Source organism: Streptomyces wedmorensis, assembly GCF_000716445.1.
GTDB lineage: Bacteria > Actinomycetota > Actinomycetes > Streptomycetales > Streptomycetaceae > Streptomyces > Streptomyces wedmorensis.
Genome location: NZ_JNWK01000005.1, coordinates 89,213 through 109,317, shown reverse-complemented (window position 1 = coordinate 109,317; position 20,105 = coordinate 89,213). Strand labels below are relative to the sequence as shown.

At 72.9% G+C, this 20,105-nt stretch carries 23 protein-coding genes and 1 pseudogene; 15 read left to right on the top strand and 9 right to left on the bottom strand.

Annotated features, from left to right (window positions below; translation table 11 throughout):
• Positions 1–9 precede the first annotated feature (9 nt).
• The 3 genes from OO54_RS04970 to OO54_RS04960 all read left to right on the top strand — a co-directional run bounded on the left by OO54_RS04970 (position 10) and on the right by OO54_RS04960 (position 1,379).
• Complete coding sequence (locus OO54_RS04970; RefSeq protein ID WP_033201632.1) at positions 10–636, top strand: type 1 glutamine amidotransferase domain-containing protein; 627 nt, start codon at positions 10–12, stop codon at positions 634–636.
• Positions 637–679: 43 nt separating this feature from the next.
• Positions 680–856: a CsbD family protein gene (locus OO54_RS04965; protein WP_033201631.1), complete on the top strand. Its 177-nt coding sequence runs from the start codon at positions 680–682 to the stop codon at positions 854–856.
• A 103-nt stretch (positions 857–959) separates the two neighbouring features.
• Complete coding sequence (locus tag OO54_RS04960; protein ID WP_033201630.1) at positions 960–1,379, top strand: CBS domain-containing protein; 420 nt, start codon at positions 960–962, stop codon at positions 1,377–1,379.
• A gap of 81 nt (positions 1,380–1,460) precedes the next feature.
• Here the strand turns inward: OO54_RS04960 and OO54_RS04955 are convergent, their stop codons facing one another.
• The 5 genes from OO54_RS04955 to OO54_RS04935 form a co-directional block, all read right to left on the bottom strand.
• Positions 1,461–2,198, bottom strand: a complete 738-nt coding sequence (locus OO54_RS04955; protein WP_033201629.1) for a nucleotidyltransferase family protein — start codon at positions 2,196–2,198, stop codon at positions 1,461–1,463.
• A 650-nt stretch (positions 2,199–2,848) separates the two neighbouring features.
• Positions 2,849–3,895 (bottom strand): iron-containing redox enzyme family protein, encoded by a 1,047-nt coding sequence (locus OO54_RS04945; RefSeq protein ID WP_033201627.1) that lies wholly within the window; start codon positions 3,893–3,895, stop codon positions 2,849–2,851.
• A complete protein-coding gene (locus tag OO54_RS48265; RefSeq protein WP_078905075.1) occupies positions 3,892–4,296 on the bottom strand; it encodes a CDGSH iron-sulfur domain-containing protein in 405 nt (134 codons plus the stop codon). The genes OO54_RS04945 and OO54_RS48265 overlap by 4 nt, the downstream gene beginning before the upstream one ends.
• 65 nt (positions 4,297–4,361) lie before the next feature.
• On the bottom strand, positions 4,362–5,081 hold the full coding sequence (locus tag OO54_RS04940; protein ID WP_051786711.1) for a HemK2/MTQ2 family protein methyltransferase: 720 nt from the start codon (positions 5,079–5,081) through the stop codon (positions 4,362–4,364).
• Between the two features lie 5 nt (positions 5,082–5,086).
• Positions 5,087–6,205: a carboxylate-amine ligase gene (locus OO54_RS04935; RefSeq protein ID WP_033201626.1), complete on the bottom strand. Its 1,119-nt coding sequence runs from the start codon at positions 6,203–6,205 to the stop codon at positions 5,087–5,089.
• Between the two features lie 342 nt (positions 6,206–6,547).
• On the opposite strand from OO54_RS04935, the gene OO54_RS04930 reads away from it, so the two are divergent.
• The 10 genes and pseudogenes from OO54_RS04930 (at position 6,548) to OO54_RS04885 (ending at position 13,943) form a co-directional block, all read left to right on the top strand.
• Entirely contained in the window at positions 6,548–7,021 is a 474-nt protein-coding gene (locus OO54_RS04930) for a hemerythrin domain-containing protein (protein WP_033201625.1), read from the top strand.
• Positions 7,022–7,113: 92 nt separating this feature from the next.
• On the top strand, positions 7,114–7,299 hold the full coding sequence (locus OO54_RS04925; protein ID WP_033201624.1) for a hypothetical protein: 186 nt from the start codon (positions 7,114–7,116) through the stop codon (positions 7,297–7,299).
• A 171-nt stretch (positions 7,300–7,470) separates the two neighbouring features.
• A complete protein-coding gene (locus tag OO54_RS04920) occupies positions 7,471–8,133 on the top strand; it encodes an SRPBCC family protein (protein ID WP_078905047.1) in 663 nt (220 codons plus the stop codon).
• Positions 8,134–8,716: 583 nt separating this feature from the next.
• The gene (locus tag OO54_RS04915; RefSeq protein WP_033201623.1) at positions 8,717–9,214 is read left to right on the top strand and encodes a hypothetical protein; all 498 of its coding nucleotides are present in this window, start codon (positions 8,717–8,719) and stop codon (positions 9,212–9,214) included.
• A 43-nt stretch (positions 9,215–9,257) separates the two neighbouring features.
• Positions 9,258–10,223, top strand: a complete 966-nt coding sequence (locus tag OO54_RS04910) for an LLM class F420-dependent oxidoreductase (protein WP_033201622.1) — start codon at positions 9,258–9,260, stop codon at positions 10,221–10,223.
• Between the two features lie 11 nt (positions 10,224–10,234).
• Entirely contained in the window at positions 10,235–10,927 is a 693-nt protein-coding gene (locus OO54_RS04905; protein WP_033201621.1) for an HAD family hydrolase, read from the top strand.
• Between the two features lie 359 nt (positions 10,928–11,286).
• Positions 11,287–12,531: a cytochrome P450 gene (locus OO54_RS04900; RefSeq protein ID WP_200146800.1), complete on the top strand. Its 1,245-nt coding sequence runs from the start codon at positions 11,287–11,289 to the stop codon at positions 12,529–12,531.
• 169 nt (positions 12,532–12,700) lie between these two features.
• A pseudogene (locus OO54_RS48700) lies at positions 12,701–12,808 on the top strand (DUF6328 family protein); the annotation flags it as partial.
• A gap of 77 nt (positions 12,809–12,885) precedes the next feature.
• A complete protein-coding gene (locus tag OO54_RS04890; protein WP_033201619.1) occupies positions 12,886–13,137 on the top strand; it encodes a BON domain-containing protein in 252 nt (83 codons plus the stop codon).
• Positions 13,138–13,163: 26 nt separating this feature from the next.
• Positions 13,164–13,943 carry a metallophosphoesterase family protein gene (locus tag OO54_RS04885; protein WP_033201868.1) on the top strand — a complete coding sequence of 260 codons (780 nt, stop codon included), beginning with the start codon at positions 13,164–13,166 and terminating at the stop codon, positions 13,941–13,943.
• 111 nt (positions 13,944–14,054) lie between these two features.
• Here the strand turns inward: OO54_RS04885 and OO54_RS04880 are convergent, their stop codons facing one another.
• From OO54_RS04880 to OO54_RS04865, 4 genes are all read right to left on the bottom strand, one after another.
• A complete protein-coding gene (locus tag OO54_RS04880; protein WP_033201618.1) occupies positions 14,055–14,507 on the bottom strand; it encodes an iron chaperone in 453 nt (150 codons plus the stop codon).
• 158 nt (positions 14,508–14,665) lie between these two features.
• Positions 14,666–15,304, bottom strand: coding sequence for a MarR family winged helix-turn-helix transcriptional regulator (locus tag OO54_RS46705; RefSeq protein ID WP_200146799.1), 639 nt, complete (start codon positions 15,302–15,304; stop codon positions 14,666–14,668).
• An 81-nt stretch (positions 15,305–15,385) separates the two neighbouring features.
• Positions 15,386–16,198, bottom strand: coding sequence for a dimethylargininase (ddaH, locus tag OO54_RS04870; RefSeq protein ID WP_033201617.1), 813 nt, complete (start codon positions 16,196–16,198; stop codon positions 15,386–15,388).
• A 17-nt stretch (positions 16,199–16,215) separates the two neighbouring features.
• Positions 16,216–17,163: a methionyl-tRNA formyltransferase gene (locus OO54_RS04865; protein WP_033201616.1), complete on the bottom strand. Its 948-nt coding sequence runs from the start codon at positions 17,161–17,163 to the stop codon at positions 16,216–16,218.
• A 245-nt stretch (positions 17,164–17,408) separates the two neighbouring features.
• On the opposite strand from OO54_RS04865, the gene OO54_RS04860 reads away from it, so the two are divergent.
• Both OO54_RS04860 and OO54_RS04855 read left to right on the top strand, forming a co-directional pair.
• The gene (locus OO54_RS04860) at positions 17,409–18,866 is read left to right on the top strand and encodes a lysine N(6)-hydroxylase/L-ornithine N(5)-oxygenase family protein (RefSeq protein ID WP_033201615.1); all 1,458 of its coding nucleotides are present in this window, start codon (positions 17,409–17,411) and stop codon (positions 18,864–18,866) included.
• Positions 18,867–19,003: 137 nt separating this feature from the next.
• Positions 19,004–20,065, top strand: a complete 1,062-nt coding sequence (locus OO54_RS04855; protein ID WP_051786710.1) for an iron-siderophore ABC transporter substrate-binding protein — start codon at positions 19,004–19,006, stop codon at positions 20,063–20,065.
• Positions 20,066–20,105 lie beyond the last annotated feature (40 nt).

Genomic DNA, 20,105 nt, shown 5'->3' with positions numbered 1-20,105 from the left:
GATCGCATCGTGTCGCCCGACGGAAAGCCCGACGGAAAGCCCGACGGAGAAGTCGACGCAAAGACCGACGGAACGCTCGCCGGAAAGGCCGTACTCGTCCTCACGACGAACTACGGGACGGATCAGGACGAGCTGCAGAAGCCCGTCAGGACCCTGCGCGAGGCCGGCGCACGCGTCACTGTGGCGGCGCAGAAGGACGAGGACGTCCGGACCCTGGTCTCGGACCGGCGGCCCGGGGACGTCGTCCGGCCGGACACGACACTGAAGAACGCGGCCGCCGACGACTTCGACGCCGTCATCGTGCCGGGAGGCACGCTGAACGCCGACCGGCTGCGCACCGACGACAGCGCGCGGCGCCTGCTCTCGGCCTTCGCCGACGCCGGCAAACCGGTCGCCGCCATCTGTCACGGACCCTGGCTGCTCGTGGACACCGGGCTCGCCCGGGACCGCGAACTCACGTCGTACCCCTCGCTCCGCTCCGACCTGGAGAACGCGGGCGGCACATGGGTGGATCGCGAGGTCGTCGTCGACACCTCCGGAGGTCACCCGCTGATCACGTCCCGCAAGCCGGGCGACGTGGACGCCTTCGCGTCCGCGATCGTCCGCAGCCTCGCCGGCGGCGGAGGCAGGGCCTGACGCGAAGACCGACGAGAAACCCCACGGAGAAAGGACATCACTGATGGGTGGCAAGAGCGGTATGGAGAAGGGCAAGGGCAAGATCAAGGAGACCGTGGGCAAGGCCACGGGCAACGAACGTCTGGAAGCCGAGGGCAAAGGCGACCAGATGAAGGGCAAGGTCCAAGAGGTCGCCGAGAAGGCGCGCGAGCAGGCCGAGAAGACCCGCCGCGACCTGTAGCGACGAGCTCGCCGACCAGCCGTACCAGGCACGCGCCCGTGGGACGCACGCTCCCGCGGGCGCGAGCCGCACACCGACCCCCACATGAGCGCAGGTGACATCCATGACCACCGCACGCGACATCATGACTTCGGACGCGACCTGCGTCCGGTCGTCCGAGAGCCTCGTCGACGCGGCACGGAAGATGGCCGAACTCGACGTCGGGGCACTGCCGATCTGCGGGCCCGACGAGAAGCTGCACGGCATGCTCACCGACCGCGACATCGTCCTCAAGTGCGTCGCCCAGGGCAAGGACCCGAGCGCGTGCACGGCCGGCGAACTGGCCCAGGACACCATCGTCACGGTGAAGGCGGACGATTCCGTCGAGCAGGTGCTGGCCGTCATGAGCGAGCACATGATCCGCCGTGTCCCCGTCATCGACGAGCACGTCCTCGTCGGCATCATCGCCCAGGCCGACGTCGCGCGGGCCCTGCCCGACCGGCAGGTCGGCGACCTCGTCGGGACGGTCTCCGCGGCCTCCTGAAGCACCTGGCGCGGCCTCCTGAAGCACCTGGCGAAGCTCCCCGGACCGGTCGGGCCCTCGACCCGGTCCGGGGAGTCGTCCTCAGGCCGCGGCGTCGCCACGGGGCAGGACGTCCAGGAGTTCCAGCAGGTACAGGAAGGCGACGGCCATCGGCGCGTCGGCGGTCTCCTGGCGCACCCGCGCCCACTCGACCCGCTCGCGCAGCCCGCGCGCCACCGGCAGCAGGGCGCCGAAGTCACAGTGGTGCTCGGAGAGGGCCAGGAGGCGGGAGACCATGATGTCGGTCGGGGCGAGCACCGGCATGTGGACGGAGTCGACCGGCATGGTCGGGGCACGGGCGAGCAGCTCCGTCGTGACGGGCCGGCCGGCGAGCGCGAAGATCAGGTCGATCTCCTCGCCGCCCGCCCTGGCCTTGACGAGCCAGTCCTCGGGCGGTTCGACGATGCGTATCCCGCGCTCACGCAGCGACCGCGTGACCAGTTCGGCGTCCTCCCGGCGCACGGCGAAGTCCGTGTCGTGCTGGAGCCGGACCGGGATCCCGTGCGCGTACGCGGCGACACTGCCGACCAGGGCGAACGGGCAGCCCGACGCCTTGAGCACGGCGCCGACCTCCTTCGTCGTCTCCAGGATCGCCTGGGTGTGGTCGGCGGGCAGCGTCTGCGCGCGGCCTTCTCCCGTCGTCTCCAGCCCGTCCCCAGGGGCCTCCCAGGACTCCGGCGGAACCGGGCGGCCGACGGCCTCGTGGGCGGACCGCGACTGCGCGGAGCGTGCCGCTCCGTCCGCCGCGCGGTGCGGGGCCGGGCCCTCCGTCAGGTTCATGGCCTGCTCCTGTTCTCGTCGCCGGTCATGACGCCCCTCCGGAAAGGGGCGGACCTGCGTCTACCCCCGCACGGACCTCGTCATTCCGTCCCCGCCCGCCCGGCCGGCCCCGCTCCGCCGTGAATGCCCGCCGCCGGACCGGGCAGGTGCCTCGCACCTCCTCGAAGGCGGAGACGACACGGGTGCGAGAGCGGGAGACGAGTCCGATGACATCCGACGGTGGCGAGTCCGCGGGCCTGGACCTCGGCGCCTTCGTGGAGGGCCTCTTCGTGATCCACACCCACGCTCCCGCGCGGGAGCGTCGGCCGCCGGCCGGCCGGACCGTCGTCCTTACCGCCGCGGACCGATGCCGCGCCCTGCTCCGGGCGGTCGCCGGGGCGGGCGCCGTCACGGCCGACGCCCTGCGTGGGCGTCGGCGTGCGCGAGGACCCCGGGCGCGTCGAGGGTCCGGGACTTGAGCGGCCGCGCGTCGACGGGTGCGGACCCCGAGGGCTCCCGAACCTGGAACGGCTCCCACGAACCTGGAACGGCTCCCACGAACCTGGAACGGCTCCCCCGAACCTGGAACGGCTCCCCCGGACCCGGCCGAACGCCCCGGGTCCGGCCGAACGCCCCCAGGGCCCCGGCCAGACGGCTTGGCCCGGAACGGCTCACCGGCCCTTCCAAGCCCGGCTCGGCAGGGGAGAGGGGCCGCCGGACGGCGTCCGCAGGGCGCTCTCGCCCCGGGACCAGGCGTCCGTCACATGGCGGGCGAGCCGGTCCTCCACGAGGCAGGTCGCGGCGATGCCGAAGGCGACCTCGGGGGCGAGCTCCGGTTCGTCGTCGAGGAGGCCGCCGACGACCTCGCGACGCACCAGCTGCTCGTGGACGGCGTCGGCCTCCACGTGCTCGTCGTAGTACCGCGCGGCGGCCGGTCCCGCGCCGATCCGGCGCATCGCCTCGGCGAGGCGCGAGGCGGCGGGCGGGGAGGTCACCTCCAGGACGGCGAAGTGCCCCACGAGGGCGCCGCGCAGCCTGCGGTGCAGCCCGAACAGGGTCATCAGGTTCGAGGCCGCCAGCGTCTCGGCGCCGGCCGCGTCGACGTACCGCCCGTACGACGGGTCGAGGTCCAGGTCGGTCATCAGGTCCGCGTAGAGCCGGGAGTGCATGCGCTCCGCCCGCCCGCAGCCGTACTCGTCGTACTCGACGGCGACCATGGCCGCCTTGGCGCGGCCCCGCAGCCGGGGGACGACCCACAGGTGCGGATCGGCCTCCCTGAGCTGGTGCACGGAGCGCAGCGCCGCGTACTCGCGCACCGGCCACGACTCGCCCCGGGCGAGCAGGAAGCGGGAGACGCCGGTCCCGTCGACGGGCTCGATGAGCAGCTCGGACAGTGCCTCGTCCACAGGGGGCGCGTCACGGCAGTCGTGCCGCAGCGCGCTCTCGAAGCGGTGCTCCAGGAGGGCCCGGACCCTCAGCAGGTCGGGGTCCCATTCGAGGGTCTCGGGGACCCCGGCGAAACCCTGGTAGTGCAGTTCGTAGCAGAGGTACAGGGAGAGGTGCAGATCCTCGCCGTACGAGGCGCAGCGGGCGATCTCCGATTCGTCGGGCAGCCGCCCGGGGCCCGCGCGGAGCCGGCTCCGTACCGCGTCGGACACGGTGCCGCGGGCCTCGGGGAGTTCGGGCGCCGTGGTGACGGGCGCGTGGAGGACGGTCATGACGGATCGACCTCCCCCGCCGGCTCGGTTGCGGCCCCGGGACCGGGCGGGTCCGGCCGTGGCGGGCGCGACCGGGCCGCGCCGGCCTCGGGTCGCGCGCGGCGCCTCAGGCGCGGGCGGTGGCTCGTGTCGCAGAACGGTGCCCGCAGGGTGCGCCGGCACGTGCAGAGGGCGATCACGGGCCGCTCGCAGTGGAGCACCGACCCGTCCGGCATGACGATCTCCGCGGGCCCCTCGACCAGCAGCGGCCCTTCGAGGAGCGGCTGGACGCGGGGCGGCGCCGCGCGGCGCCCGGCGGGGCGGGGGGCGCTCGCCGGTCCACGGCTCTCCTGCCGTGCCTCCGGAAGGGCCGTCTCCCGCGCCCCGGCCCGAGAGGCGTTCCCGTCAGGGGAAGCAGACATGACACACCACCGATCCGATACGACTGCGCGGACATCGCGCGAATGCCCCGGCTCCCCGTCCCCAATCACGGGCGGCAGGCCCGGATGACGACCAGCTCCTCGGTACGCGTGCCCGGGGCCACCAGTCCCCGGGCCGCGAACCAGTCCGCCCGGGCCGACATCACCGGCCCGAACGGCTGCGTGGAACGCCCGACGACACGGGCCCGCAGCCCGCCGCGCCGGAGCGCGTCCAGGGTGCCGGTGACGCCGGACAGCGACGACTGCACGATGAGCAGGACGCCGGACGGCGTCAGGAGGCGGGGCACCCGGGCGCAGACGCGGTCGAGGAGCAGCCGGCCGTCGAGCCCCGCGTCCCAGCTCCGGCGCGCTCCCCGGGCCGGGACCTCGGCGTCCTCGCTCGGCACGTAGGGCGGGTTCACGGTGATCAGGTCGAAGCGCTCGTGCCGCACCGGGGCGTCCAGGTCGCCGCGGAGCGCCCGCACCCGGCAGCCGTGCAGCAGCGCGTTGAGCCGCGCGCTGGCGATCGCGGCGAGCGACACGTCGACGGCGGTGGCCCGCGCGCCGCGCAGCGAGGCCGCCACGGCGAGGACACCGGTCCCGGTGCACAGGTCGAGCGAGCGGGCGCCGGGGCGCAGGTCCTCGCGCCGCAGCTGCCCCATGAGGAGTCCGGTGTCGCCCTGGGGCGCGTACACGCCGGGGAGCCGGCACACCCGAGGGGCGTACGACCTGCCGGGGCGCGGGCCGGCGGTGAGGACGGCCGGACGGTCGAAGAGGGCGGCACGCACGCGGATCAGCTCCCGACCGTGGCCGCGGCCAGCGAGTCCACCACCGCGCTCAGCCGGCCGTGCCGGCGGTAGACGGCGCGCTGCCGTGCCGCGCCGCCGCCGTCCGTACGGATGCGTTCCCATTGGTCGCGTACCCACGCGAGGTCGTCGGCGGCGGTGAGACCCGGGCGGGCGACCTCGATCAGCTCGTCCAGGAGGGCCGTGGCGGGCCGCTCCCGGCCGTCGACCGGATCGAGGCCCGTCCCGGTGAGGCCCTGGACGGCGGCCAGCCCGTGCGCCCGCAGCAGCCTCGCCCCGGCTATCAGGGGCGGCGGCACGGAGGACTCGACGCGCGTCAGCAGGGTCGCGGCGAGCCCCCGGGCCAGGATCGCCAGCAGGACCACCGTGTCGAGGTCCGCGTTGGTGTCCGCCAGCCTGATCTCCAGCGTCGGCACGTGCTCCGAGGGCCGGGCGTGCCAGTACACCATCCGGTTGTCGAGCAGCGTCCCGTCCGCGACGAGCCGCGCGACGTGGGCGAGGTACTGCGGCTCGTCGAGCACGGGTGTCGGCCCGACGGTCGGCCACCTCGCGTGCTCGACCGAGCGCCAGCTCTCGTACCCGGTGTCACGGCACCCGGCGTACGGCGAGTTGCCGGCCAGCGCCTGAAGGACGGGCAGCCACGGCCGCATGTGCATGGCCAGGGCGAGGGCCCGCTCCCGGTCGAGCGTCCCGATGTGGACGTGACATCCGCAGACCAGGCTGTCGTCCCGGGCCGTCCCGTCACGCCGGGTCACCAGCGGGGCGAAGCGGCGGGCCATCAGCCGGTACCGGTCCGTGTCCGTGATCGTCAGGGGGGCCTCCGGGGACAGTACGGGCGTGCCGCACGCGACGGGCATGCAGCGCTCGTCCCGCGCCGCCGTACCCACCACCGTGCGCAGCCACGACAGCTCCTCGCGCAGGTGCTCGCGGCTCGCGGTGGGCGCCGTACATATTTCGATCTGGGCGTTGAAGAACTCGGCCTGCACCTGTTCGCCGAGTTCGCGCTGGGCCCGCCGGATGACCTCCGGCGCCCGGTTCACGGGCGTCCGCGTCACACGGTCCACCAGCACGAACTCTTCCTCCACCCCCATGGTCAGGATCTTCATCGCGCCTCCTCGCCTCGGCGGGCCCATACCCGCTGCCGACGGCCTCATGCCGTTTCGTCCCGGTACCCGGCGCTGTGGACAGGGCTTCGGCGCGTCCCTCCGCGCGAGAGGCGCTTCCCTCCGCGCGAGAGGCGCTTCCCTCCGCGCGAGATGTACGCGGACGTGCGAGATGTACGCGGGCCTCGTCGCCGACCTGCGCACCGCGGCGGACGCCTCGTGACGGCCCGTGCCCCGGCCCCGGAGGCCGGACGGCCCGGTTCGGTGCCGCCGCACCGGGCAGTCGCGGGGGCGGACCGCCCCGACCGGCCGGCCGGGGCACGTCGACGTGAGGAAGGGTTCGTGATGGACGGGATCGTGCTGCTCCGCGACGACCACAAGACCGTGGAGAAGCTGTTCAAGGAGTTCGAACGGGCGGATGACCACGACCGGACGAAGAAGGGCGAGATCGCCGAGCAGGTGATCCGAGAACTCACCACCCACGCGTGGATCGAGGAGCAGGTCTTCTACCCGGCGGCCCGGGAGGCCGCCCCCGAGACCACCGACCACGTCCTCGAAAGCGTGGAGGAGCACCACGTGGTGCTCTGGATGCTCGCCGAACTGGCCGGACTCGACCCGTCGGACGAGCGGTTCGACGCGAAGATGACCGTCCTGATGGAGAACGTGCGGCACCACGTCGAGGAGGAGGAACAGGACTGGTTCCCCGACGTCCGCAAGGCCATGGGCCGCAACCGGCTCCGCGAACTCGGCGACCGGATGGAAGTGGCCCGCAACGAGGCGCCGCTGGGCCCGCTCGACGTTCCCAGCGCCGATTCCTGAGCCCGGCGGGGAACGGGCCGGACCCGCGAATGTGCGACTCCTCGACGGGTAGTCGGCCCGGGTGGAAGGCAAGACCCCTAGGAGGCCCGGAGATGCCGGGGAACGCCGAGCACAGGACGGTACGAGACAGGCGCGGACTCAGTGACGAGGAGTTCCGGACGCTGATGCGGGAGGCACGCGCCGAGGCGCGCCGGCACTACCTCGGCGAACCGCCCCGGGGAGAAGCCGACTTCGCGCTGCGGACGCAGCACGCCGAGTTCGGGGCCGCCGCCCACTGACCGGGCGCACCGACCGCGGCCGCGAGGCGCCCCTGACCGAGGCGCCTCGTCCCGGGGAGGGGCCGCCGGTCCGCCCCGGCCGACCCCGGCCGTGAATGAGCCGGGCGTCGCCGGGTACGCGCGGGGCGATCCCGCAGAGTGCGTGACGGCACGACACGGAGGAGGCAGGACATGAGCAAGGTCGAGCAGATGATCGACGTCGACGTTCCGGTGCGGAGCGCGTACGACCAGTGGACGCAGTTCGAGGATTTCCCGCGCTTCATGGAGGGCGTGGAGGACGTCCGGCAGCTCGACGACCGGCACTGCCACTGGCGGACCAAGATCGCCGGGGTGCAGCGCGAGTTCGACACCGAGATCGTCGACCAGCTCCCCGACGAGCGGATCGCCTGGCGCAGCACGGGCGACGGGATCCGGCAGAAGGGCGTCGTCAGCTTCCAGCCGCTGGACGCCGGACACACCCGCGTACGCCTCGCCATGGACGTCGAGCCCGAAGGCATGGCGGAGAAGACCGCCGACGCCCTCGGCATGCTGGACCGGCGCGTCAAGGGCGACCTCAAGCGGTTCAAGGGCTTCATCGAGGACCACGACCAGGCGACCGGCGGCTGGCGCGGCCGCATCCGGCCGAAGGACGCCGACACCGCACGGACCTCGACCGGAACGCCGATGGGCGAGGAACCCGGCCCGATGGACGCCGGGACCGCCCCGATGGGCGAAGGGCCCGGTCCGATGAGGGAGGAGCCCGGATCGATGGGCGACCCCGACCGGACACGCAGGTCCTCGGGCACCGAGTCCTGGCCGCTGCCCCCCGGCCCCGGCGACCCGGGGCTGCGCTGACGACGCCGGGCGGCCCCGCACCCCGCGTTCCCCTCGCCGCGGGACCGCCCGGGCGTCCCCGTACAGCCGCTCACGACCGCCCCGGGCGGACCCGCCCGGGGCGGCCCCCGCCGCGTGGCGCCGGTACGGCGCGCGGCCGTAGTCAGGGAGGTGACCGTGACCGCGTCCGTGGACCGCGTCACCGAACCCTGGGACACCCGTGAGGGCAAGGCCGTCCTGCGGCCCGCCGAGTACCTGCCCCCGCGAGCAACGGCCCGAGGGCGAAGGGTCCTTCCAGATGACCACGGGCCGCACCCTCCACCACTTCCACACCCGCACCCGGACCGGCCCGCGCCCCCGACTCGCCGCCGCATCGGGACCCGGTCTCCGAACAGCCCCTGTACAGGACCTGCACCGCCGCCCCTCGCTCGTGGCGAAGTGCGACGGCACGCCCGCGCCCGCACCCACCGCGCCCCGCACCCTCCCGCACCGGCTCCGTGCGCGGTACGCGGGGAGGCGTCGACGCCCGCGTCGAGGAGGCCCCCGAGCCGGGCCCCCGGGACGACGGGCCCCGCGAGGCCGGGCGCCGGAAGGAGGAACGACCGTGAACGGCATCGCCCTGACTCTGGACGCCCTGCGGGACGGCGAGCGGAGACTGGCCCTCGACCTGGCCTCCGCGGCGGACCGGCACCGCGCGGAACAGGAGGTCCACCACGTCGCGACCGTCTTCGCCCAGTGGTCCGAGGAGCACTGCCGCCGCCTTGCGGAGGCGGCACGCGCACACGGCGCTCCGCCCGCGGAAGGCCCGGTCACCGGTTCCGTGCCCACCGGGCCGCCGCACACGCCGCTCCCGCGGACGACGGCAGCCGCCGGCGACCCGCCGGACCCCGGCTTGCTCCTCCTCGCGGACCTGCGGGCCCTGTACCTCGGCGCGGCCGGGAACTCGCTGCACTGGGAGATGCTGACCCAGGCCGCGCACGCCACCCGGGACCGCCCGCTCCTCGAACTGACGTCCTTCTGTCACCCCCGCACGTTGCGACAGATGCGATGGACCGAGTCGATGGTCGAGAACCTGTCGGCGCAGCTCCTCACGAGCGTGTGAGACGACCCGTTTCAGGCACCCCGCACGCGGCAAGTCGCGGGACATGATGCACATCGGGTACACCATGATGACCGAGCAGGCAGGCCCCCGTGAGCTGGTCGGGCACCTCGTCGAGGCGGAACGGGCGGGGTTCGACTTCTCCGTGATCTCGGACCACTCCTTCCCGTGGCTCGCGTCGCAGGGACACGCCCCGTACGCGTGGAGCGTCCTCGGCGCGGCGGCACAGGCGACCTCCGAGATCCCGCTGATGAGCTTCGTGACCTGTCCGACCTTCCGCTACCACCCGGCGGTGATCGCCCAGAAGGCGGCCACCGTCCAGCTGCTGTCCGAAGGCCGCTTCCGCCTCGGCCTCGGCTCCGGCGAGAACCTCAACGAACACGTCGTCGGCGCGGGCTGGCCCTCGGCACGGGTCCGGCTCGCCATGCTGGACGAGGCCGCCGAGATCATCCGCGCCCTGTTCGCCGGCGGATACGTGACGCGGCACGGCCGGTACTTCCAGGTGGACGACGCCCGGCTCTGGGACCTCCCCGACACCCCGCCGCCCCTCGGCATCGCGGTGTCGGGCCCCCGTTCCTGCGCGCTCGCCGGCCGCCACGGCGACCTGCTGATCGCGACGGAACCGAAACGGGAACTGCTGGACGCCTTCGACGCCCAAGGCGGCGCGGGCAAGCCGCGCGTCGGACAACTGCCCCTCTGCTACGACACCGACCGCGAAGCGGCGGTGTCCCGCGCCCACGAGCAGTTCCGGTGGGCCCTGGGAGGCTGGCGGCTCAACGCCGAGATCCCGCTGCCGGCCGGCTTCGAGCAGGCCTCCGAACACACCCGCCCGGAGGACGTGGCCAAGAGCATCCCCTGCGGGGACGACGTCGGTGCCGTCCTGGACGCGGTCCGGCCGTTCGCCGAGGCCGGGTTCACCGACCTCGCCCTCGTCCAGATCGGCGGCGACCACCAACAGCCCTTCCTCCGCTGGGCGGAGACCACCCTGCTGCCCGCCCTCCGCGACCTGTAGGGAGCACCGCCATGGACCGCGCCGCGCTCTTCGACGTCGACGGGACCCTCGTCGACTCCAACCACCTGCACGTGGTCGCCTGGTGGGAGGCCCTGCGCCAGGGCGGCCACCGGGTGCCCACGCACGCCGTGCACCGGGCGATCGGCCTGCCGGGAGAGCGGCTCCTCGACCACCTGCTCGGCGAGGACCACGACCACGGCGACGACGACCGGCTCAGCGCCGCCCACGACACCCTCTACGGAACCTTCTTCGAACGGCTCCAGGCCTTCGACCGCGCCGCCGACCTGCTGCGCGCCCTGGCCGGCGACGGCTGGCGGATCGTCCTGGTGACCTCCGCCAAGGACCGCGAACTCACCGCCCTGCGCCGCGCGCTCGACGCCGACGACGCCGTCACGGCCACCGCCACCGCCGACGACGTCGAGGAAGGCAAACCCGCCCCCGATCCCATCGAGCTAGCCCTCTCGCTCGTCGACGTCGGCCCCGACCGGGCCGTGTTCGTCGGTGACAGCGTCTGGGACATGAAGGCCGCGCGCCGCGCACACGTGATCCCCGTCGGCCTCCTCTGCGGCGGCATCCCCCGCGCCGACCTCACCGGAGCGGGCGCCGACACGGTCCACGACGACCCGGGCGACCTCCTCGCCCACCTGCACGACAGCCCCTTCGCCGCCGTGCCGGCCGTACCGGACAAGGCCGGGGCACACTGACGGCCGGCGCCCGTACGACCGGTACGTCGGCTCGTCCACGAGCGTCCTGGTCCGCCGACGGCCGGACTTCCCGGGATGGTCGAGGCTGACGGCCCCGGCCGTGCAGCGGGCGTGTTCGCGCAGCAGGGCGGTGAGGCCGTGGCGGACCCGCCGCCGGCCCGGCCGGTCCGTGGCACTCGTCCTGAGCCGCATCCCTCCACTGCGCCGCCGCATGGTGCCGCGTGCCGTCCCGGCGCGGGGCGAGACCGCCCGTACGGGCGTCCGCGCACGGCGGGCGGCCGCACGGGGGAACCGCGTCCGGGACCGACCGCGGTGCGGAGGCACGCGTGCCTCCGCACCGGCGGGGTACCGCACGGGACATGTCCGCACTCATCGCCGACCGCACCGTCGGCCTGCTGCTCCAGGGCTATGGCCGGCTGCCCGACACGCGCCGCCGCGCCGGGAACGGCGAGACCGTCCGCACGCGGCTGCTGGGACACCCGGCCGTCGCCCTGCACGGCCCCGACGCGGTCCGCTTCTTCTACGACGAAAGCCATGTGCGCCGCACGGACGCGCTGCCGGGTCCCGTACTCGACACGCTCTTCGGAAGAGGGGTCGTGCACACCCTGGACGGCGCCGACCACCGCGTGCGCAAGGCGCTGTTCCTCGGCCGGCTCACCGACCCAGGGGCCGTCGCCTCCCTGGTGCGGCACGTGGAGACCGGCTGGCGGGCCGCCTCCGCCGCGTGCGGCGGGCGCGAGACGGTGCTGTTCGACGAGGTGGCGGACGTCCTCGCCCGGGCGGTGCGCGACTGGGCGGGGCTGCCGGTCGACGACGCGCGGGTCCACGCCATGGCACGGGACTGCGTCTCCATGGTCGACGGCTTCGCGACCCCCGGCCCGCGTCACCTTCGGGCCCGCCGGGCCCGGACCCGCCAGGAGGAACTGCTCGCCCGGGCGGTCAGGGAGGCGCGGACCACCGCCGCGGTCGGCGAGGACACGCCGTTCGCGGCGTTCGCCCGGCACCGGGGAGCGGACGGCGGGCTGCTCGACCCGCACACCGCGGCCGTGGAACTCCTCGACATCGCCCGCCCGGCGATCGCCATCGCCTGGTTCACGACGTTCGCGGCGCACGCGCTGCACCGGTGGCCCCGGACACGGGACCGGCTGCGCGACGACGGGGCCGGCGGGGGCACCGGCCCGTACGCGACGGCCTTCGCCCACGAGGTGCGGCGGTTCTATCCCTTCGTGCCGTTCGTCGGGGGGCTCGGCGCCCGCGACCAGGAGTGGCGCGGGGAGCCGATCGCCGAGGGAGGCCTCGTCCTGCTCGACGTGTACGGCCAGAACCACGACCCCGACCTGTGGCCGGACCCGTACCGCTTCGACCCGGAGCGCTTCCTCGGCCGGCCTCCGCACCGGGACACGCTGATCCCGCAGGGCGGCGGCGACCCGCGCACCGGTCACCGCTGCCCCGGCGAGGACATCACCGTCGCCGTCCTGGCCACCCTGTCGACCGCGCCGGCCCGTCTCGAATGGACCGTTCCTCCGCAGGACCTGCGGATTCCCCTGTCGCGGATCCCGACGGCGCCCCGGAGCGGCTTCCGGTTCGTGGCGGACGGGACGTGACCCCTCCGCGCGCCCTCCGTTTGATCGTCGCCCCATCGGGCACTGCACCTCGCAGAGCGCCGTTTGCCCAGCCGAGGAGGACGTCATGGCGATGACGAGGCGCCCGGCGGCGGTCGAGTGGCGCGGCGAGCGCGAGGAGGAGCCGCGCCGGTCGCGGGCGCAGAGACGGCCCGAAGGGGCCAGGGAGTGGGGCAACAGACGGTGGCAGGAGGTCCTTCAGGAGACGCGCGTCGCGCAGACCGGGGTGCAGATCCTCTTCGGCTTCCCGCTGAGCCTGTTCGTTCACCGCGTGCTTCGCGGAACGGGGGCCGGCGAGGACGTGGCGGAGGGGATCGGAACGGACGGAGGGACACGATGAGCGCCGGCGAGAGCGAGTACAGGATCGCCCGGTTCAGGGACCGGCTCGCGCGCGAGGACACGGCCGAGCTCGGCGTGCGCGTGGAGGTGCGCGGCGAGGCCGTGCTGCTGACCGGCACGGTGCCGACCGCTGCCGGTCGCGACGAGATCCTCCGGATCGCCGAGGTGGAGCTGGGCGGCATCCCGGTCCGCCACGACCTCCTGGTCGCCTGCGCCGACCCGCCCGACCGGCCCGAGGAGTTGCTGTGACCGCCACGGGAGAACGGAACGGAGCGATGGTGCGGGTGGCGGCCGTGGGCGACATCCATCTGAGCCCGGACTGCCGTGGCCTGCTCCGTCCGTCGTTCGAGACCCTGCCGCTCTGCGCGGACCTGCTCCTGCTCGCCGGCGACCTCACCCGCCACGGCACCGTGCCCGAGGCGGAGGTCGTCGCGGCGGAGGTCCGCGACCTGGGCGTGCCCGTGGTGGCCGTCCTGGGCAATCACGACTACCACTCGGAGCAGGAGGCGGACGTCACGCGGGTCCTCAGCGACGCGGGCGTCACCGTCCTGGAGGGCGAGAGCGTGATCCTGCCGGTGGGCGGCGCGAAGGTGGGCGTGGCAGGGGTGAAGGGCTTCTGCGGCGGGTTCGCCGGCCGCAGCGCCGGGGAGTTCGGCGAACGCGAGATGAAGGAGTTCGTCCGCACCACCCGCCGCGGCGCCGAGGGTCTGCACCGGGCCCTGGCCGGTCTGGCGGACGGCGACTGCGGGGCGAGGATCGCGCTCACCCACTTCGCGCCGGTGCCCGACACCCTGGCGGGGGAGCCGGTGGAGATCTACCCCTTCCTGGGGAGCTATCTCCTCGCCGAGGCGATCGACGAGGCCGGCGCCGATCTCGCCCTGCACGGCCATGCCCACCTCGGCACGGAGCACGGCATGACGGCGGGCGGGGTGCGCGTCCGCAACGTCGCCCAGCCCGTCATCCGCAAGGCGTTCGCCCTCTACCACCTGCCGCTGGCCCGCCCGGGCGAGCGTCGCGGGGAGTCGAGGGAGACCGTGACCCGGACGTCCGCCTGACCCGCGCGCCGAGGGCGGGTCAGCGCACCGCCCGTTGTCCGCCTGACCCGTGCGCCGACGGCGGGTCAGCGCACCGCCTGTTGTCCGCCTGACCCGTGCGCCGAGGGCGGGTCAGCTCACCGCCTGCTTCACGAGGGTGCCGATGCGCTCCTCCACCTCGGGCGTCACCTCGGTGAGCGCGAATCCGGCCGGCCACATCGTGCCCTCGTCGAGGTTCGCCTGGTCGCTGAAACCGAGCGTCGCGTAGCGGGCCTTGAACTTCTCGGCGCTCTGGAAGAAACAGACGATCTTGCCGTCGAGGGCGTAGGCGGGCATGCCGTACCAGAGCTTCGGGGCGAGCGTCGGGGCGCTGGCCGTGACGACGGCGTGGACGCGCTCGGCGAGGACCCGGTCGGTGTCCTTCATCTCGGCGATCTTGGCCAGCACGTCCTGTTCCGCTTCGGCCGCCTTGTCGGCGCGCGAGCTGCGGCGCGCGGCCGTCTTCTGCTCCTTGGCGTGGTCCTTCATCGCGGCCCGCTCCTCGGCCGAGAACCCCTCGTACGTTCCGCTTTCGGTCTTGCCCATGGCAGATCTCCCCCTTGAGGGTGTGGTGATAGGGATCTTGAGACGGGACTGTAGCCCGGCAGATCACCGGCGCCCGTCATAACGCGCTGGTTCCACCACTGTTGTCGTATCTGCTGCCGAATGCTTTCACTTTCTTGTACCGCGCGGTCATGGGGGTGTCACGAGGGTGCGGAGGTGAGGTGGTGGTGCACGCGGCGGAGGAGGGCGGCGAGTTGGCGGCGTTCGTCCTCGCCGAGCGGTGCGAGGACCTCGTCGTCCGTCGCCGCGATCTCGGCGCTCAGGCTCGCCAGGGAGGCCCTGCCCCGCCGGGTCAGGCGGACGACGACGCGGCGCCGGTCGGCGGGATCGCGGACGCAGTCGACGTCGCCGCGGGCCACGAGGTCGTTGACGATCTTCACGAGGTCGCTGGCGTTGATGTCGAGCCGCACGGCGAGGGCCGTCTTCATCTGCGGGCCGAGGTCGTCGAGCAGGGTCAGCACGGTCAGGTGCCAGAGGCGTAACCCCCGGGCGGCCAGGGTGTCGGTGAGCCTGCGGCGGGCGGCCTTGCCGACGGCGGACATCAGGTAGGCGTTGAGGCCGAGGACGCTGAGCGGTGCTTTGCCGTCCGTCCCGGGGCGATCGGTGCCCGGGGGGCCGTCGGCCGGGGCCGGTTCGGGGATCGTGACCAGGGAGAGGTCGGCGCCGGCGAGCGACCTGAAGACCTGCGCCCAGTCGGTCGGCACGTTGGAGATGCCGACGAGGGTGAAGCGGTTGCCCGTCGGGTCGTGCGCCGTACCCGAGATCACCGGCTGTTCCATCAACTCTTCCTTGGGGTCCGGCCGGTGCGTCGGAGACACCCCGGCGACGTGCCCCGGGACCGTCCGGGGCACGTCGGGGTTTCAGGAGGCCGTACGCAGCTCCAGCGTGCAGCACTTGACGCTGCCGCCGGCCTTGAGGAGCTCCGAGAGGTCCACGCCGACGGGGCGGAAGCCCCGCTCGCGCAACTGCTCGGTCAGCGCGGTGGCGTTGTGGGGCAGGACCACGTTCAGGCCGTCGGACGTGGCGTTGAGGCCGAAGACCGCCGCGTCCTGTTCCGTGGCGATGACGGCGTCGGGGAACAGCCGCCGCAGCACGGCGAGGCTGCCGGGGGAGAACGCCGCCGGGTAGTAGGCGATCGTCGTCTCGTCGAGCACCGTGAGCGCGGTGTCCAGGTGGTAGTAGGCCGGGTCGACGAGCGTGAGGCCGATGACGGGACGTCCGAAGAACTCCTGTGCCTCGTCGTGCGAGCGCGGGTCGCTGCGGAACCCGGTTCCCGCGAGCAGCCATGGGCCGGCCAACAGGTAGTCGCCCTCGCCCTCGTTGACGACGCCGGCCGTACGGAGGTCGGGGAACCCGTGGTCGCGCAGCCAGTCGTGGTAGGCGGGGCCCTCCGCGATGCGTTCGGCGTCCCGGAACCGCGCCACCAGGGCGCGGCCGTCGATCACCGTCGCGCCGTTGGCGGCGAAGACCATGTCGGGGAGGCCGGGGAGGGGTTCGATGGTGTCGACGGTGTGACCGAGGCTCAGGTAGACCTCGCGCAGCTTCTCCCACTGGGCGATGGCCAGGGGGGTGTCGACGGGCTTCGCCGGGTCCATCCAGGGGTTGATGGAGTAGACCACGTCGAAGTGGGTGGGCCGGCACATGAGGTAGTGCCTGGGCCGTGCGGTACGCATGGTGAGGGTCCTCGGGGTCAGGGGCGGCCGGTGAGGTAGCCGCCCATGGAAGTGAAGTACTCGGCCGCGGGGAGTTCGCGCCCGTCCTCGGTCCGTACCCGGGTGAGGGCGAGGCCGTGGTTGCGGCCGGTGCGGGCGTCCGCTCCGGCGACGATCACGACGCCGTCCCCCTCGCGGTAGAAGACGCGTCCGGGCGTGCCTCCGTAACGGCCCGTCGAGACGACGGCGGAGAGCACCTCGAGGCGCTTGCCGCGGTGGTAGGTGAAGGCCGCCGGGTACGGCGCCGACTGGGCGCGGACCAGGCGTTCCAGGACGTCGGCCGGCCAGTTCCAGTCGATCCGGATGTCCTCTTCGGCGCGCTTGTGGAAGAAGCTGGCCTGCGACCTGTCCTGCGGGGTGAAGTCGGTCCGTCCGGAGGCGATCAGGTCGAGGGCGCCGATCGTGACGGGGGCGATGAGGTCGACCGTCTTGTGGAAGAGGTCGGTCGCCGTGTCGGTGGGTCCGACGGCGACCGCCCGCTGCCGGACGATGTCGCCGGCGTCGAGCACCTCGTCCATCATGTGGGCCGTCACGCCCACTTCGGTCTCGCCGTTGATCAGCGCCCAGATCAGCGGCGAGAAGCCGGCGTACTTGGGCAGCAGTGAGTCGTGGACGTTGAGCGTGCCGTGGCGGGGCAGCGTGTAGATCCTCGGCGGGATCCACGTACGCCAGTTGTTGGCCACGATGATGTCCGGATCGGCCTCCTTGAGGAGGGCGAACAGCTCCTCGTCGTCGGGCCGGTTGCGGATGACGACGGGGACGTCGTGTTCCGCGGCCAGGTCGGCGACGGAGTCGCTCCAGATCTTCTCGTAGGCGTGCTCGCTCCTGGGGTGCGTCACGACCATGACGACGTCGTGTTCGGAGTCCAGGAGCGCTCGGAGGGTGCGATGGCCCCAGGTCTGATAACCGAACATGACGACCCGCATGGGCTTCCTCCTCGGAAGGGGGGTGGGATTGGCGCCAAGTAAAGCAAGGCTTACCTAACATGGCAACTGGCCGCATACTCAAGGGTGTTCACGGCCGCTGGCCGGATTTCGACTCGCTCGAGCCGGTCGACAGCTCCCGCCAGATGAGGTTAGCTTTACCTAAGTTCGGGCTCGGCCGCCTTCTCGGCGCGCCCGGAGACCCGTTCCCACCCACGCCCGTACACGGCTTGCACGATGGGAGTGACATGTCGCAGGTTCTTCCTGGTGACACACCTCTGGTCCACGACCTCATTGGGGTCGGCTTCGGGCCGTCCAATGTGGCCATGGCGTTAGCGCTCAGCGAGCACAACGCCCGCGTCGGCAGGGAGGAGGCCGTCACCGCCCACTTCTTCGAGCGGCAGGCCCGCTTCGGCTGGCACCGCGGCATGCTGATCGACGACGCCACCATGCAGGTGTCCTTCCTCAAGGACCTGGTGACGCTGCGGAACCCGTCCAGCGAGTACAGCTTCCTCTGCTACCTGCAGAGCAAGGGCCGGCTGATCGACTTCGTCAACCACAAGAACCTCTTCCCGCTCCGCGTGGAGTTCCACGACTACTTCGAGTGGGCGGCGGCGAAGGTCGACGACATGGTCTCGTACGGCCACGAGGTCACCGCCGTCCGTCCGGTGGTCCAGGACGGCGCCGTCGAGTACCTGGAGGTGACCGCCCGCTCCGGCACCGAACTCGTCGTGCACCGCGCCCGCAACCTCGTCCTCGGCACCGGACTGCGCCCCCGCCTGCCGGAGGGCGTCGAGCGGAGCGACCGCGTCTGGCACAACTCCGACCTGCTCGCCAAGGTGGACGGCCTGGACGGCACCGCCCCCGAGCGGTTCGTCGTGGTGGGCGCCGGACAGAGCGCCGCCGAGAACGTGGCCTACCTGCACCGCCGCTTCCCCGACGCGGAGATCTGCGCCGTCTTCTCCCGCTACGGCTACAGCCCCGCCGACGACAGCGGCTTCGCCAACCGCATCTTCGACCCGGGGGCGGTCGACGAGTACTTCACGGCACCCGACGACATCAAGCGCAAACTGATGGACTACCACGGGAACACCAACTACTCCGTGGTGGACATCGACCTCATCGACGACCTGTACCGGCAGTCGTACCAGGAGAAGGTCCTCGGCACCGAGCGCCTCCGCTTCCTCAACGTCTCCCGCCTCACGGGCGTCGAGGACGGCCCGGAACGCGTCCGCGCCACCGTCACGTCCCTGGTCAGCGGCGAGGAGACCGTGCTCGACGCCGACGTCGTCGTCCTGGCCACCGGATACAGCCCGGCCGACCCCGTGGCCCTCCTCGGCGACGTCGCCGACCACTGCCACCGCGACGCGAGCGGCCGGCTGCTCGTCGAGCGCGACTACCGCCTCGCCACCGACCCCCGGCTGCGCTGCGGCATCTACCTCCAGGGCGGCACCGAGCACACCCACGGCATCACGTCGTCGCTGCTCTCCAACACCGCGATCAGGGTCGGCGAGATCCTCGACTCGGTCATCGACCGCCGCCGGGCCCCCGCGTCCGGCCCCGCGGCGTCCCCCGCCTCCGCCGCGACGCCCGCCTCCGCACCCGCCGCGGTCTCCGCGGCCGTCCCGGTCTCCGCCACGGCCTCCGTCTCCGCCTCCGACGAGGTCCGTCCCGTCGCGGACGGGGTCGGCACCCCCCGCTACTAGCGGCACCCGCGGACGCCCGTACCGGCGCGTCCCCCTCCAGCACCACCCCCCGCGCCCCACCGTCATGCCCCGCCGGGCGGCTTCGCCGTGCCCGGCCGGCCTGGCACGCACCGTGAATCCCCGTGAAAGGAACGTCCGTGTCCACTCCCGCACGTCCCGTACTGGCGCGGTTCGCCAGATCCGCCCCCCGGCTCGCCGTCGTCGCCGTGGCCGCGCTCACCCTCGCCGCGTGCGGCGGCGGTACGGAGAAGGACGGTCCGTCCTCCTCGTCCTCGGCCCCCGCCCCGGCCGACGGGTCCGCCGCGAAGGCCTCCTTCCCGGTCACCGTCGCCCACAAGTACGGCAGCACGACGATCGACGCGGAGCCGAAGAGGGTCGTCACCCTCGGCCTCTCCGACCAGGACGCGGTGCTCGCCCTCGGAGTGAAGCCCGTCGGCGCGGTCGACTGGTTCAAGGAGCAGCCGTACGGCAAGTGGCCGTGGGCGAAGGACAAGTGGGGGACCACGAAGCCCGAGATCGTCGGCGAGCGCGACGAGTACAACATCGAGAAGATCGCGGCACTGAAGCCGGACCTCGTCATCGCCCAGTACTCGGGGATGAAGAAGGAGCAGTACGACACGCTCTCGAAGTTCACCAAGGTCGTCGCCCAGCCCGCGGACCACCCCGACTACGGCGCGCCCTGGCAGGTCATGACCCGGCAGATCGGCAAGGCGCTCGGCAAGGACGCCGAGACGGAGAAGCTGATCACGGACATCGACGCCCGTTTCAAGGCCGTCCGGGACGAGCACCCCGAGTTCGCCGGGAAGACGCTGGCCGTCGCCGACAGCTTCGAGGCCGGCAAGTACTCGGCGTTCACGAAGACCGACCCCAAGGCGATCTTCTTCACCGAACTCGGCTTCAAGCTGAAGCCGGAGATCGACACCCTGGCCAAGCCGGGCTGGAACGCCGCCGAACTGGGCGCCGAGAAGCTGAACGTCCTCGACGTCGACCGCCTGGTCTGGGTCACCTCCAGCGCCGAGGCCAACGACCGCGTCAAGGCCGAGCCGCTGTACCGGAAGCTGAAGGTCAACCAGGAGAAGCGCGACCTCTTCGTGCCCTACCAGGACCCGGACATCGGCGCCGCGTTCTCCTTCAACACCGTCCTGTCGATCCCGTACGCCATCGACGAGATCGAGCCGCTCCTCACGGCGATCAAGTGACGACCGGTCCCGTGGGGCGGAAGGACGCCCCACGGGACCC